12 protein-coding genes are annotated in these 13,846 nt (G+C 66.5%); 6 read left to right on the top strand and 6 right to left on the bottom strand.

Features of this window, described 5'->3' with window-relative positions:
- Positions 1 to 132: 132 nt before the first annotated feature.
- From N536_RS0130455 to N536_RS0130440, 4 genes are all read right to left on the bottom strand, one after another.
- Positions 133 to 2,046, bottom strand: a complete 1,914-nt coding sequence (locus N536_RS0130455; protein WP_081809450.1) for a zinc ribbon domain-containing protein — start codon at positions 2,044 to 2,046, stop codon at positions 133 to 135.
- The gene (locus N536_RS0130450) at positions 2,043 to 3,635 is read right to left on the bottom strand and encodes a protease pro-enzyme activation domain-containing protein (protein ID WP_029117074.1); all 1,593 of its coding nucleotides are present in this window, start codon (positions 3,633 to 3,635) and stop codon (positions 2,043 to 2,045) included. Before N536_RS0130450 ends, N536_RS0130455 begins: the two co-directional genes overlap by 4 nt.
- Positions 3,636 to 3,695: 60 nt before the next feature.
- Positions 3,696 to 3,989, bottom strand: coding sequence for a hypothetical protein (locus N536_RS0130445; RefSeq protein WP_029117073.1), 294 nt, complete (start codon positions 3,987 to 3,989; stop codon positions 3,696 to 3,698).
- An 89-nt stretch (positions 3,990 to 4,078) separates the two neighbouring features.
- Complete coding sequence (locus N536_RS0130440; RefSeq protein ID WP_036438173.1) at positions 4,079 to 4,354, bottom strand: hypothetical protein; 276 nt, start codon at positions 4,352 to 4,354, stop codon at positions 4,079 to 4,081.
- Positions 4,355 to 4,750: 396 nt separating this feature from the next.
- On the opposite strand from N536_RS0130440, the gene N536_RS0130435 reads away from it, so the two are divergent.
- The 6 genes from N536_RS0130435 to N536_RS0130410 all read left to right on the top strand — a co-directional run bounded on the left by N536_RS0130435 (position 4,751) and on the right by N536_RS0130410 (position 11,215).
- Positions 4,751 to 5,098 carry a DUF1330 domain-containing protein gene (locus tag N536_RS0130435; protein ID WP_051574874.1) on the top strand — a complete coding sequence of 116 codons (348 nt, stop codon included), beginning with the start codon at positions 4,751 to 4,753 and terminating at the stop codon, positions 5,096 to 5,098.
- 458 nt (positions 5,099 to 5,556) lie between these two features.
- Entirely contained in the window at positions 5,557 to 7,218 is a 1,662-nt protein-coding gene (locus tag N536_RS0130430) for an ABC transporter substrate-binding protein (RefSeq protein WP_029117070.1), read from the top strand.
- Positions 7,219 to 8,256 (top strand): ABC transporter permease, encoded by a 1,038-nt coding sequence (locus tag N536_RS0130425; protein ID WP_029117069.1) that lies wholly within the window; start codon positions 7,219 to 7,221, stop codon positions 8,254 to 8,256.
- Between the two features lie 3 nt (positions 8,257 to 8,259).
- Positions 8,260 to 9,222 (top strand): ABC transporter permease, encoded by a 963-nt coding sequence (locus N536_RS0130420; protein WP_029117068.1) that lies wholly within the window; start codon positions 8,260 to 8,262, stop codon positions 9,220 to 9,222.
- The gene (locus tag N536_RS0130415) at positions 9,222 to 10,220 is read left to right on the top strand and encodes an ABC transporter ATP-binding protein (protein ID WP_369798487.1); all 999 of its coding nucleotides are present in this window, start codon (positions 9,222 to 9,224) and stop codon (positions 10,218 to 10,220) included. Before N536_RS0130420 ends, N536_RS0130415 begins: the two co-directional genes overlap by 1 nt.
- Entirely contained in the window at positions 10,217 to 11,215 is a 999-nt protein-coding gene (locus N536_RS0130410) for an ABC transporter ATP-binding protein (RefSeq protein ID WP_029117066.1), read from the top strand. The genes N536_RS0130415 and N536_RS0130410 overlap by 4 nt, the downstream gene beginning before the upstream one ends.
- 13 nt (positions 11,216 to 11,228) lie before the next feature.
- Here the strand turns inward: N536_RS0130410 and N536_RS0130405 are convergent, their stop codons facing one another.
- Positions 11,229 to 12,971: an Hsp70 family protein gene (locus tag N536_RS0130405; protein WP_029117065.1), complete on the bottom strand. Its 1,743-nt coding sequence runs from the start codon at positions 12,969 to 12,971 to the stop codon at positions 11,229 to 11,231.
- Between the two features lie 82 nt (positions 12,972 to 13,053).
- Positions 13,054 to 13,830: a hypothetical protein gene (locus N536_RS0130400; RefSeq protein ID WP_029117064.1), complete on the bottom strand. Its 777-nt coding sequence runs from the start codon at positions 13,828 to 13,830 to the stop codon at positions 13,054 to 13,056.
- Positions 13,831 to 13,846: the final 16 nt, after the last annotated feature.

Raw genomic sequence — 13,846 nt, 5'->3', positions numbered from 1 at the left:
GCGCCCTGAACAGGCGCGACGGGAGGACGATATCGGTTCCGTGACCTCGATCACAAGCTAATGGCAAACTTCGACCGAAATTGACACGGACGTCGGCCTGAACATGGGTTTCGCTCCGCAGCTAACTCGGTGTCAGCGCGGCGGGTCACCCCGCCAGCTGAAGCTGTTCACGTACTTGGCCATGTCCATCGCCAACTGCAGATTCGCACCGGAGGGATGACCGGTGCCGAAGTCCGGGCTGAATTCGTGGTACGGACCGACGGCCGCGGCAACGAGCGCCAGGTCGTTCTTCACCGCGACCATGACCAACAGCCGCAACCGGGTGAAGGTACCCGTGGAATCCTGCGGGTATTCGTCGGCGACGACGCCGTACCCCGGCTGATATCCCACTGCGGCGTTGGGGATCTCGTACTCGACTTCGGCATCGGGATACGCCGCCTCGATGAGATCCTCGGCGATCTGCTGCGGAGTGCGGTCGCGCGCGGGCTCACCGAAAAGTTCGAGGGTGCCGGTGTCGCCGGCGATGAAGTCCAGCACCACCCCGTCCGGGTTCACCGTCGCCTCGTACGCCGTGCCGGGGCCGGGATAGGAGAAGGAGAAGTCGCCGTTGGCGGCGGTGAAGCGGGGATTCGTCGCGACCGGCGTTCCCAGCGGTGGCCTGCCGCAGTCGGGCGGGCACACGTAGCGCGGCGGCTTGGGTGTGATCAGCACCGACACGGCAACGGCCGCCACGGCCACGACGCTCAAAGTGCCTATCAGGACGGGCAATACGCCCCGGGGTGTGCTCTGACGCAGGGGTGCTGCTGCATACGTTCCTGGCGGCACGGCGTACCCGGCCCGCGTGTTGGGCACCGCCGCGTCGGCTTCGCGGTGCGGACGGTCCAGCCGCCGGGCGGTCCGGGACGTCCGCGATGCCGCCTGTGCGGCGACCCCGCAGTTCGGGCAGAACGCCGTGTCGGGGACGACGTGTTCGCAGTTCGGGCACAACACCTGCTCATCCGGGCTCGTTGCGTCGTGGGCCTCGTGGAGCAGCGCCGCCTGTATCCCGATCCTGAGCGCGAGGACCGCCAGCGCCGCGAACATCAGGTGCAGTCCCAGGTGCAATCCGTCCGGGAGCGGCAAGGATTCCAGCAGTCCCAAGCAGGCATACAGCGCAATCACGACCAGCACCCCGGTGAGGACTGCGCTCCAGACCGGCCGTCGAGAAGCGGAGCTGGTGAACCACAACGCCACACCGACCAGGCCGCCGGCGGCGGCCGCGAGAACGGGAATCGCGAGGCCTTGGATGCCCGCCTGAACCAGCAGTGCGGTGATGGGCTGGTCGTGCGCGGTGGGTCCCGTCGCCAGCTGGGGCGCCAACCGGGTCAAGGTCGCCGCGGCGGTGAACCCGATCGCGCCCAGCGCGCCGAATACGAAGCCGTCCAACGACTCTCGGGCCGAGGGGCGCAGCGCCCGCACCACGGCGACGGGGGCGAGCACGAGGAGCGCCCCGCCGGACGGGATGAGCATTCCTTCCAGGAACGTGTGTCCGATGTCCTCTCCGGTACCGAGTGCAACGTCGTACGAATGCGCGACGATGGCGCCGGCGACCAATGCCCACGCGGTGCCCAGCGCGATGCCGATCCCGGCCGCGATCGCCAGCAGTCGGACGGGCAGGTCGTGAAGAGCGTCGGTCTCGCGCAGGTAGACCACGAACAACAGCGGAAAGCCCAACGCCCCGACGGCGATCAGCGGGGCCTGCCACCGCAGGACGGCGAGGCCGACCAGGACGACGAGCAGCGCGACCAGTCCGAGCCGGAACGCCGTCCGCGACCGGTGCGGCAGTTGCGGGAAGACCGAACTCGCCAGCGTGAACCGCAGCACGTTCTCGTCGGGAGCCACCGCGTACGCGCTGGTGCGCAGCCGACCGCGTCGATTGGCACTCTCCGTAAAGGGATTCGCCCCACAGGATCCGCAGAATGCGCCCACCGGCACGTCCGCGCCACATGCGCGGCACGCCATCCTCGGCGCTGCGTCGTCGCCGCCGGGAGGGTCGGCGGGGGTCATCGGCGAGCCGTTCCCTTCTGGGCTTCGAGAAGGTTCTGCGCGAGATTGGCCACGTTGGGGCTGCCGAGTCCGGTCACCATGTCGTAGCCGGGAACCGACGGGTCGACCGCGTTCGCCCCGAGGCTCACGTCGCGGAAGCCGGGCAGGTTCGATCCGGCCGCTACCCGGTAGAGGAGCGGATTGATGTCGCCGAGCGGCTTTCCGCCGTGCGCTTCGAGGTATTGGTTCATCAACACGGTCATGGCGGCCCAGATCGGCGCCGACTGTGAGGTTCCCGCACCGATTCTCGGCTGTCCGTCGAAAACGATGCGCACGCCCGTGAACGGATCGGCGACCGCGGCGACGTCGGGTGTCAACCGGTGTTCGGAATCGCGGTCGGCGGAGACCCCGCGCTGATATGCCGGACGGGGGAACAAGGCCGACACGCCACCGCTGGTGCCCTGCGACAGCGGGCCGTCGAACCACGCCTGTTCCGAGAGCCACTGTCCGTTGGCGTCGGTGGACAAGGTGGTGCCGCCCACCGAGGTGAGCTCGGGCACCGATGCGACCGCGTCCAGTCCGACGTCATCGGGTCCAGGGGGTGACGAAAAGTCTTCGCCGCCCTTGCATTCCAGGCCGGCCGTGTCGCCGCTGGCGTCGAAGATCGACGTACCGTGCTTCTGGGCGTTGACGAAGGCGGCGCGAACCGGCGCGAGGTCGGCTCCCCGAATCAGGTTGTCGCATCCCCATCCGATCGACAGGCTCCACACGGCGCCCGGGAAGTCGCGGTCGGCGTCGTCGAACATCGCGGCGATCTTCTCGTAGGCGCCGTCGCCTTCCACGGTCGGGCGGGCGTTGACGATCACGATCCGCGCGTCAGGCGCAATCGCATGTGCCACTTGAACGTCCATCACGGTCTCGCCGTGCGACGGGCCCGGCTGCCCGCCGACCAAGACGGGCGTGAACTTCGGAAGGCCCGACATCTCGGCGAACGCCTCCAGGTCGCTCTGGTCGTAGCCGTCGAATTCGAAGAACACGATGGTGGCGCCCTTGCCGGTGAAGCCGGCGTCGGCAAGGGGTTTCGCGTTGTAGGTGGTCAACAAGGCGTCGGGAGTCAAGCCCTGACTCGGTACGTCCTCGGCGAGCATTGCGGGCCTGGCCATGTGGTGCGGGGTGTAGCCGAGGATGCGGCCCAGCGAGGTGACGCCATCGCTCAGCGGCCCGGGCACGTCCGGTTGTCGCGGCGAGGCGTAGAACACCTGGCCCTTGCGACCGCGGTAGTCACGCACGGGCACGTCGAATGCCCGGGCAACGTCGTCAGCCGCTCCCTCGACGACGGCCCAGTCCTGTGCCGGTTTCCACCGCACCGAAAGACCGTGCGCCTCAGCCCATTCGAAGAGCCCGTGGGGGCGGCCCGAATCTTCCAGGGTCACCGTGAGCTGCGCATCGACGGCCCGTGACGGACCCAGGTCGGTGGAACTGGCCAGCAGTGCCGCGTACGGACCGGCGATGTTCTGTGCGCCAAGGGGCATCGTCGTGCGCGGCAGGTCTGATGCCAGGACCAGAACGATTGCCGAAACCAAGATGGCCGGCCAGTGCCGCGCGTTCATCGCGAAGGTCCACTGGACCGCGGACCGCGGCGCCGCGTTGGGCGCCGCGGTCACGCAGGTCTAGTTGATCCCGTTGATCCCGGGGTGTTGTCCCGGCGGAACGTTCGGCGCGGGCGTCGCCGTCACCGGTGGCGTGAACAGATTGCCACCCGTGGGGTTGAGGCTCTTCTCGGTCGGCGAAGGTGCTGCGGTGCTGGCGGGCGCCGAGCTGCTCGTCGTGGCGGTCGTGGTCTCGGTACTCGACGGGCTTTCCTTGTCGGCACCACCGCATGCCGCGGTGAGCGCGCCCATCGCAACGATCGCGGCTCCGCCGGCGACGGCCGCCAGGCGGCGCCCCAAACGTCGTGAATTCATGTGCAAGTCCCTATCTGATCGATCTGTCATCGGCGCAGCCGATGGGTGAATGGCCCCGCGCCCGCGAAGGACGCGGCGACCGCGTGGTCTTAGTTGTTGCGGTGAACGCCAGGAGGCTGGGTCGGTGCCGGCGGAGCGAGCACTGGCGGGGTGAACAGGTTGCCGCCGGTGGGGTTGATGCTCTTCTCGGTGGGCGACAGCGGCGCAGTGCTACTGGTGGGTGCCGTCGTCGTCGTGGTGGTTTCCGTGGTGGACGGGGATTCCTTCTCGGCACCGCCGCACGCTGCGGTGAGCGCGCCCATGGCGACGATCGCGGCGCCGCCGACCACGGCCGCGACGCGACGCCTCAAAAGACGTGAATTCATGTGCAATTCCTATCTGCTAACCCCGACTCGGCGCGTTCGGCCGACGGCAGGCGCGGTGATCTTAACTGTGACTGCCCCCACCGTACATAAAAAACGGCAATAGTGGCGGTTTTTGTCGCCAGCGACAGTATTTGCTGTGGTGGACGCAACCGGCCCGGCACTCGGCGACGAACCGCAGTTTTAGCAACATCGGTCGACCGGATGGTCCTAGACGTACCAATTCAGATCGAGAATTCTGCAAACAGCGTCCCGGCAGCCGCCGCCGCCAGGGGCTCGGGAGTGAGACTTCGCGGTGGCGCCCCTTCCGGGCCAGGCGCGGCCACTCCCGAAGCGTCATCGTTTCCACTACGTGCCGGGTAATCGCCGTGCCTCGCCACGCCGACGATGATTGGCGTCATGACCGAACGAATTCCCGCCTATGCGGTCGGCTATCTGCGCGACGTGGCATTCGGCGACGACATCATTCGATACATGCGCGAAATCGACGACACGCTCAAGCCCTACGGCGGAGAGTTCCTCGTCCACGGCGGCAAGCTCGACGCCCACGAAGGCGAGTGGGACGGCGACCTCGTGATCATTCGGTTCCCCGACGCCGATTCGGCGGCCCGGTGGTATGACTCCGCCGACTACCAGCGCATCCTCCCCCTACGGGTGAACAACTCGAACTCGATGGTCGCCGTCGTCGAAGGCGTGAAGCCGGGCCACACCGGCAGCGACAAGGTGGACGAACTCCTCGGCCGATAGTCGGCATTCAAACCCGGCGAATTCCGAAAGATAGGGCTATTCAAGGACTTTCGCGACCGTTGCGGTGATCAAGGTTGCCGCCGTGCGATAGTCGCCCCCCGCCGGACATCGCAATTGACGCCCGCGTCCGAAGTTAGGGCACGCTTCATCGGTCGTTCGCCGGTCCGGCCGCTTGGGCATCCAGCCGATCACCCGCGAAAGGCGTTCCCCAGCAAACAGACTCGGCATGGCTGAGCGGGGGCGGAGGACTCGGTCGCACACACCGGGCAGAATCGTCACGACTTGTCGGCGCCTACGCCGAGCCGACACCTTAGGTCCATTCCTGTCGCGACGCACTCTGATAGGAATTTATTCTCTCCGAGTTGCCATTTGCCGGATTTTTTCCAAAGATGCAATGCGACCCCGTCCGAGGGCGTACAGGTTAGGGACACCTCCGGACGAATGACCAAGGGAAAGAGATGAGCAGAGTGCGCACGACCCAGAAGGTCCTCGCCATCGCCAGCGTGACGACGCTGACCGCGTTCCTAGTGGCTGCCTGCGGCGGCGGCTCCGACAGTGGCGGAAGCGGTGGCAGTGGTGGCGGCGGCGAGATCAACGTCTCGATGACGTCGTTCCCGGATTACGTTGACCCGCAACTCTCCTACACCCTCGAGGGCTGGGAGGTGCTGTACAACAGCTACACCCCGCTGCTCACCTACAAGCACGCGAAGGGCGAACCGGGCACGGACGTCGTTCCCGGCCTGGCGAAGGACATGCCGCAGCTTTCCCCGGACGGCAAGACCTACAAGTTGACGCTGCGGTCCGGCATGAAGTACTCCGACGGCACACCGATCAAGGCATCCGACTTCACGTACGCCATTCAGCGGTTGTTCAAGGCCGACTCCGGTGGGTCGGTGTTCTACGAGCCGATCGTCGGCGCCAGCGATTACGCCGACGGCAAGGCCGACAAGATCTCCGGCATCACCACCGACGACAACACCGGTGACATCACCATCGTGCTGACCGAGGCCAACGGCACGTTCGAGGGCGTCCTCGCGCTCCCGTTCGCGGCGCCCGTTCCGCCGACCACGCCGCTCGACAAGGACGCCACCAACAATCCCCCGCCCGCGAGCGGACCGTTCATGATCACCAAGGTCGAAGCGCCGCAGACCTTGACGCTGGAGCGGAACCCGAACTTCAAGACCGTCAAGGACGCCGGCGCGAGCGAGGTGGCCGACGCCCAGGTCGACAAGATCACCGTCACGCAGAACAAGAGCAACTCGGCCCAGGTGACCGGTGTCGAGCAGAACACCATCGACTTCATGACCGATCCGCCGGACGCCGATCGTCTCGGCGAGGTCAGGGCCAAGTTCGGCGATCGGTTCCGCATGGAGGACTCGATCAACACCTACTACTTCTGGATGAACACCCAGACCGCCCCGTTCAACGACATCAAGGTCCGGCAGGCCGTCAACTACGCGATCGACCCTGAGGCACTAAACCGGGTCTTCGGCGGTCGCCTGCATCCGACGCAGCAGATCCTGCCGCCAGGCATGCCCGGCTACGAGGAGTACAAGCTGTACCCCGGTCCGGACATGAACAAGGCGAAAGCCCTGCTGGCAGAAGCCAATCCGACCGACAAGAACATCACCGTGTGGACCGACGACGAGCCGGACCGCAAGCGCATCGGCGAGTACTACCACGACGTGCTGACCCAGTTGGGCTTCAACGCCACGCTCAAGGTCATCGCCGGTGACGTGTACTTCACCACGATCGGCAACCAGTCGACGCCAGACCTCGACACCGGTTTCTCCGACTGGTTCCAGGACTTCCCGCACCCCGACGACTTCTTCCGGCCGCTGCTCAACGGTGCGAGCATCCTGCCGACCAACGGCAACAACTACTCGAGGGCGAGCATCCCCGAGCTCGACGCGAAGATGAACAAGCTTCGCGAACAACAGCTCACGGACGACGTCAAGAAGCAGTACGCCGAACTCGACAAGGCCTACATGGAGCAGGCGGTGTGGGCGCCGTACGGCAACGAGGAGTTCACCACGTTCCTGTCGGAGCGGATGGACTTCGACAAGTCCTATCACCATCTGTTGTTCAACCAGGACTACTCGTCCTTCGCCATCAAGTAGATGGCGGCACCCATTGGACAGGTGGAGGCGCCCAGCGAGCCACCTCTTCCCACCGGTGTGCCAGCGGCCCAGATCCAGGCGCGCAGCCCCTGGTACCTCGCCTGGTTGCGGTTACGCCGCAACCGGGTGGGGCTGGCGTTCGGCGTTCTGTTCCTGTTGATCGTGCTGGCGTGTCTGGCAGCGCCGCTGTGGGCTGACCACGTCGCGCACACCGGTCCCAACGAGAACCACATCACCGACAAGTTCGTGGTCGACGGTCAAGAGACCTACGTGGTCTCCCCCGACGGCACCCCGATCGGGCCGGGGCTGCACGGCCGCTACCTGCTCGGTGCCGACCAGAACGGCCGCGACGTGATGGTGCGGCTGCTCTACGGCGGCCGGACGTCCATCTACATCGGCGTGGTCGCCGCAGCCGTCACCACCGTGCTTGCGGTCATCGTCGGTCTGCTCTGCGGCTATTACCGCGGCTGGATCGACGCGGTGCTGTCCCGAATCATGGACGTGGTGTGGGCATTCCCGGTGCTGCTGCTCGGCATCGCCTTGGGCACCGCACTGGCGCTGGGCGGGCTGAAGATCGGACCGCTCATCGTCGCGGGCGACTCGCTGTGGATCCCGATCCTCATCATCGCCGTGGTCTACGTGCCCTACATGGCCAGACCGATCCGCGGCGAGATCCTGGCGCTGCGGGAAAAGGAGTTCGTCGAGGCTGCCGTCGCGCAGGGCAAGGGCTCGCTCCGCATCATGTTCTCCGAGCTACTGCCCAACGTGGTGTCGACGATCATCGTGTTCTTCACGCTCAACATCGCCAACAACATGCTGCTCGAGTCGTCGCTGTCCTTCCTCGGCGCCGGCGTGCGGGCGCCCAACGCGTCGTGGGGCACGATGATCGCCGATGGCTACCAAACCATCTACACCGCACCGCATCTCACCATCGTTCCTGGCGCGTTGATCGTGCTCACCGTGTTGTCGCTCAACGTGTTCGGCGACGGTCTGCGTGATGCACTGGACCCCAGGGCCAAGATCAGGCTGGAGCACTAGACCGTGATCCGCTTCGCTGCCCGACGCGTGCTCGGGATGATCGCAGTGCTGTTCGCCATCTCCGTGGTCGTCTTCCTGATCTTCAACGTCATCCCGAACTCCGATCCCGCGGCCCGGATCGCAGGCAAGAACGCCAACCCCGCGTTGATCGCCCGCGTGACAACGGATCTCGGCCTCGACCGGTCACTGCCCGTTCAGTACCTGACCATGATGAAGCAGATCCTGACCGGCGAGCTGACCTCGTATGCCAGCTCGCAGAACGTCGTCGAGCAGATCTGGAAGGGGCTACCGGCGACGCTGTCACTGTGCATCGGCGCCGCGGTGCTGTGGATGACCTTGGCCGTGATCTTCGGTTACCTGTCGGCAGTGCACGCCGGCAAGTTCACCGACCGTGCCCTGACCATCCTGTCCTTGACCGGCATCTCGATGCCCGTGTTCTGGCTCGCCGCAATCCTGTTGTACTACTTGAGCTTCAAGCTGCAGTTGTTCCCGACGAGCAGCTACACACCCTTGACCAAGGATCCCCTGGAATGGGCGTATCACCTGATCCTGCCCTGGATCACGCTGGCCGTTCTCTTCGTCGGGTTCTATAGTCGCGTGCTGCGCTCCAACATGCTCGACGTGATGAACGAGGACTACGTCAGGACCGCCCGAGCCAAGGGCATCGGCGAGCGTCAGGTGCGGTTGCGCCACGTGCTGCGCAACTCGATGATCCCCATCGTCACCCTCTTCGGTCTCGACTTCGGCGCCGTGGTCGGCGGCGGGGCCATCCTGACCGAAACGGTGTTCAACCTCAACGGAGTCGGGCTCTACGCCGGCCAAGCCATCGGCACCCTCGATCTCCCTCCACTGATGGGTGTGACCATGTTCGGCGCGTTCTTCATCGTGCTCTTCAACACCATCGTCGACGTCCTGTACGCATTCCTCGATCCGCGGATCCGACTCGGAGAGGCGGCACCCGCATGATGCTCGAAGTCGAAGACCTCACCGTCAGCTTCGCCACCGACGGCGGCGTCGTCCGCGCCGTCGAGGGCGTCTCGTTCGGACTCGCCGCCGGCGAGGTCCTCGCCATCGTCGGCGAATCCGGCTCCGGCAAGAGCGTGACGGCTCAGACGTTGATCGGGCTCACCCGCGCACCGAATGCCACCATCACCGGATCGGTGCGGTTCGACGGTGTCGAACTCAACGGCCTCGACGACGAGGGTTTGCGCGGTGTGCGCGGCGAGCGCATCGCGATGATCTTCCAGGATCCGATGACGTCGCTGAACCCCGTCTACCGGGTCGGTGATCAGATGATCGAGATGATCCGTGCCCACCGCGACGTGTCGAAGCGTGAGGCCAGGGAACGCGCGGTCGAGCTGCTCCGGTCGGTGGGCATCCCCAATCCCGAACGGCGCGTGCATGATTACCCGCACGAGTTCTCCGGCGGCATGCGCCAACGCGTGATGATCGCCATGGCGCTGTCGCTGGATCCCGACGTGCTGATCGCCGACGAGCCGACCACCGCGCTCGACGTCACCGTCCAAGCACAGATCCTGCGGCTCCTCGACCAGCTCAACCGGGAGCGAGGACTCGCCGTCATACTCATCACCCACGACCTCGGCGTCGTCGCCGAGATCGCTGACCGAGTGGCGGTGATGTATGCCGGTCAGATCGTCGAGGAGGCGTCGCTCGAGGAGTTGTTCTACGACCCACGTCATCCCTACACGTGGGGATTGCTCGGTTCGATTGCCCGGCTTGACCGCCCGAATCCCGAGCGGCTGGCCCAGATTCCCGGCATGCCACCCTCGCTTCTCGATCCTCCGACCGGATGCCGGTTCGCCCCGCGCTGCCCGCACGAGTTCGGCAAGTGCGCGGAGCCACCACCACTCGAGCGCGACCGCTGTTGGCTCGACCTCGAGCAGAAGCGTGAGCTCCGCGAGGTCGACGGCCGCATCGGTCTGCAGAAGCCGGTCGCACCATGAAGGGCGACGAACTGCTGGAGGTCACGGACCTCGTCAAGCACTTCCCGATCAAGTCGGGCATCATCGTCGACCGCGAGATCGGCAGGGTACGCGCCGTCGACGGCGTCAGCCTCACCCTCAGGGAGGGCGAAACACTAGGTCTGGTGGGTGAATCCGGCTGCGGTAAGTCGACGCTGTGCCGAGTCATCCTGCAGTTGACGGCGCCGACGTCGGGTTCGGTGAAATTCGCAGGCGAGGAACTCGTCGGAAAGAATCGACGCCAGCTGCGACCGATCCGCCGCCAGATTCAGATGATCTTCCAGGATCCGTACGCGTCGCTGAATCCCCGCAAGCGCATCAGCCAGATCATCGGCGAGCCCATGGAGTTGCACGGCCTGGCGAATGGCCGCGACGCAGCGACGCACGTGCGGGATCTGCTCGACCGGGTCGGACTGCGGCCCGAGCACGCCGACCGCTTCCCGCACGAGTTCTCCGGCGGACAGCGCCAGCGGATCGGCATTGCACGCGCTCTCGCGCTGCGGCCGAAGCTGATCATCGCCGACGAGCCGGTTTCGGCGCTGGACGTCTCGGTGCAGGCGCAGATCGTCAACCTCCTCAAGGATCTGCAGGACGAGTTCCACTTGTCGTACCTGTTCGTCGCCCACGACCTCGGCGTGGTGCGGCACGTGTCGGATCGCGTGTCGGTCATGTACCTCGGCAAGATCGTCGAAAGCGCGAACGCCGCAGACCTTTACCAGCAACCGCTGCACCCGTACTCGAATGCGCTGCTGTCCGCGGTGCCGATCCCCGATCCGCGGCTCAACGCGCAACGCGAACGGCTGGTGCTCGAGGGCGACGTGCCCAGCCCCATCAATCCGCCGTCGGCATGCCGCTTCCACACCCGCTGCCCGTGGATGACCGAGGTGTGCCGCACCGACGAGCCCCTGTTGGCCGAGCTGCAGCCGCGACACGTGGCCGCGTGCCATCACCCGCGAAACATGGCCGAGCAGACCTGATCAGCCGCGTTCTTTAGTACGGGAACTGCGGCTGCTGCTGATATTGCGGCGGCTGGTAGAGCGGCGGCTGCTGGTACTGCGGCGTCGGGGTGGACGGCACCTGGATCGGGATGGGAACCGGCACGAACGGCACCGTGATGTAACTGGTCGTCATCGACGGTGTGGTTGTGGTGGTCGTGGTTTCCGTTGTGGTCGTGGTGGTCGGTGTCGTCGTGGTGGTCGTCGTCGTGGTCGTCGTGGTTGTGGTGGTCGGCTGCGTCGTGGTGTGCGTCGTGGTCACCGGCGGTGCCACGGTGACGGTCTCCGGCGGAGGCGGCGGGGCCTCGCTGGTGATGGTCACGATGCTCTGCGGCACCTCCGTGGTGGCGGGCGGCGGCGGTGGCGGTGCGATGCTCGAGGTCAGGGGCGTCGCGGTCGCGGGGACCGTGGTCGGCTGCGGTGCCGACTCGCCGGTCGCGCTCGTCAACGCGATCGCCACGCCGCCGACGGCCACCAGCGCCGCCACCGCGGCCACGCCGAAGACCAACTGCGGCAAGCGATGCCACGATCGCGGCTCGTCCACGTCGATCGGTCCCGTCGGCGGGACGTACTGCGAAACCGCCCGGGTGGTGCCCGTGTCGATCACGTAGTCCTCGCCCGCATACGGCATCGGGTCGTCGGCGGTGTCGTCGTCCTGCGACCACGCCAATGCCCGGAACGTCGCGGAATCGGACCCGTTGCCGGTCGGGGCCGCGGGCGGGATCAACGCCGCGGGCGCCACCCCGGTCGCGGCGTCGGACTCCGCGCCGTAGGCCGCATAGAGCACGGCGCCCACTGCGGCATCGAGGGCGGGCTGGGAGGTGGTCACCACCGGTGCCTGCGTGTGGCCGGACAAGCGCTGGGTGACAAGCGGAATGCGGGCGCCGCCGCCGACCGCCACGATGGTCGACAGGTCGGCGGGTGGAATTCTGTTGCGCAGCAAGAGATCGTCGAGCTCGGCCAACACGGCGGCAAGCGGCGCATCCATCAGCGCATCGAGTTCGGCGCGCGTGACGGGTACCGCCGAGCCGTATCCCGGCAGATCTACCGCCACCGTAGTAGCAGCCTGTTCGGAGAGCGCCTCCTTGGCCCGGCGGCATTCGTCGCGTAGCACGGTCAGCGAACCGACGGCCGCGGTGCCCGCCGGGTCGATCCCGCCGGCATCCGCGATGCCGTCGAGCACGTGGGCGAGCAGCGCCTGATCGAGCTGCTCACCGGAGAACTCGGTCAACCGAGACGTCTCGATCGGTTCGAACGTCGATGCGGCATCCGCCAGCGTGATGCTGGTGCCGCCGCCACCGAAGTCCAGCAGGGCGACGACGCCGCGCCCGGGCAACCCGGGATTGGCGTGCAACGCCGTCAACGCGGCGACCGCATCGGAGACCAGCCGCGCAGGCACGCCGTTGGGGGCGAGCCTCGGCTTGGCGCGCATGGCCAGCCGCAGAGAGCGCAACGTGGCTCCGGTCCAGTGCGCGGGTACGGCGACCGCGATTGGCGAGGACGGCGTTGCGCCCGCGGCGGCGACCATGTCGTCGAGCGCCTCGACCAGAAGTTGGTCGGCGGGGTACGACGAACCGTCGGCGGTCACCATGGGAACGGGATCGCCGACGCGTTCGACGAAACCGCTCAGCACCTGCCCGGACAGGGTCAGCACGGATCGCCGCGTGAGGGGTGGATCGCCGACTCGTGCCGCGACCAGGTTGGTCGTCCCGATCGACAACCCCAACGGGTCGCTCATAACGGAACTCACCATAGCCGCAATCAGCACACGACCGACTCAGACACTCCGATGGCTAACGCTATGAACAGCGTTCTCCCAGCTAGGTTTTGGCGCGCTCAGTCTTCCGCAACACCGCGCTACCAGCCACTCCGACCACGATCAGCCCTATTCCCACGGCATCCGGCACCGCGTCCGACACCCAGCCCACGATGCCCGTCACCAGGACGAACGGCGGAAGCCAGTCGATCAGCCGCAGCAGGGAGGCCGGCGGATCGGTCGCCTCACCGGCGGACCGTGCGAACTTCGCCGACGCATAGTCGGGATAGAACTCGGTGAACTCCACCGCGAATAGCGTGCCGGCCAGCGGCAGAATCCACGCGGTCCAGAAACCGCCACCGTCATGCAATACCGCGTCGCCAACGGCTCCGACGACCGCGGAGAAGGTGAACGCCGCGGCCCACACCCCCGAGATCGCGTAGTTGATCTTCAGGAACAGCGGGCTGTCCCAGTGCTCGCGCGGCGTCGTGTCCTTGGCGTAGGCCAACGTGAAGGGCCGTCGGATCAGCAGCGTGACGAGGGCGAACACGGCGAGGGCGACGTTGCTGACCTCCCCTGCCCACACCTCCAGCCAGCCGATGACCGCGTCGGATGCCAGCAGTCCGAGCGCGGCGAACACCGTGAAGACGAGGGCTCCGAACACCTCGAGCAGGTGGACGGGCACGCCATGCCTGGACCCCACCCACAGGGTGAGCAGCGTCAAACCGAGTGCGGCGGAGGCGGCTTCCTCGAAGCGCCCGGGACCGGAGACGACCGACAGCAGCACCCACGGCGCGATGCCGGCGAGTGGCGACTTGACGTAGCCGTCGATAAATCCCATGGGCGGACTCTATGCG

This window comes from Mycobacterium sp. URHB0044, assembly GCF_000620625.1.
In the GTDB taxonomy this organism is placed as follows: Bacteria; Actinomycetota; Actinomycetes; order Mycobacteriales; family Mycobacteriaceae; genus Mycobacterium.
This window is presented reverse-complemented; position numbering and strand designations above follow the sequence as displayed.

Coding starts and splice junctions, on each gene's coding strand:
- N536_RS0130405 (WP_029117065.1), bottom strand. CDS start 12,971: ATGAGCGACCCGTTGGGGTTGTCGATCGGGACGACCAACCTGGTCGCG.
- N536_RS0130435 (WP_051574874.1), top strand. CDS start 4,751: ATGACCGAACGAATTCCCGCCTATGCGGTCGGCTATCTGCGCGACGTG.
- N536_RS0130455 (WP_081809450.1), bottom strand. CDS start 2,046: ATGACCCCCGCCGACCCTCCCGGCGGCGACGACGCAGCGCCGAGGATG.
- N536_RS0130425 (WP_029117069.1), top strand. CDS start 7,219: ATGGCGGCACCCATTGGACAGGTGGAGGCGCCCAGCGAGCCACCTCTT.
- N536_RS0130450 (WP_029117074.1), bottom strand. CDS start 3,635: ATGAACGCGCGGCACTGGCCGGCCATCTTGGTTTCGGCAATCGTTCTG.
- N536_RS0130445 (WP_029117073.1), bottom strand. CDS start 3,989: ATGAATTCACGACGTTTGGGGCGCCGCCTGGCGGCCGTCGCCGGCGGA.
- N536_RS0130415 (WP_369798487.1), top strand. CDS start 9,222: ATGCTCGAAGTCGAAGACCTCACCGTCAGCTTCGCCACCGACGGCGGC.
- N536_RS0130440 (WP_036438173.1), bottom strand. CDS start 4,354: ATGAATTCACGTCTTTTGAGGCGTCGCGTCGCGGCCGTGGTCGGCGGC.
- N536_RS0130400 (WP_029117064.1), bottom strand. CDS start 13,830: ATGGGATTTATCGACGGCTACGTCAAGTCGCCACTCGCCGGCATCGCG.
- N536_RS0130430 (WP_029117070.1), top strand. CDS start 5,557: ATGAGCAGAGTGCGCACGACCCAGAAGGTCCTCGCCATCGCCAGCGTG.
- N536_RS0130410 (WP_029117066.1), top strand. CDS start 10,217: ATGAAGGGCGACGAACTGCTGGAGGTCACGGACCTCGTCAAGCACTTC.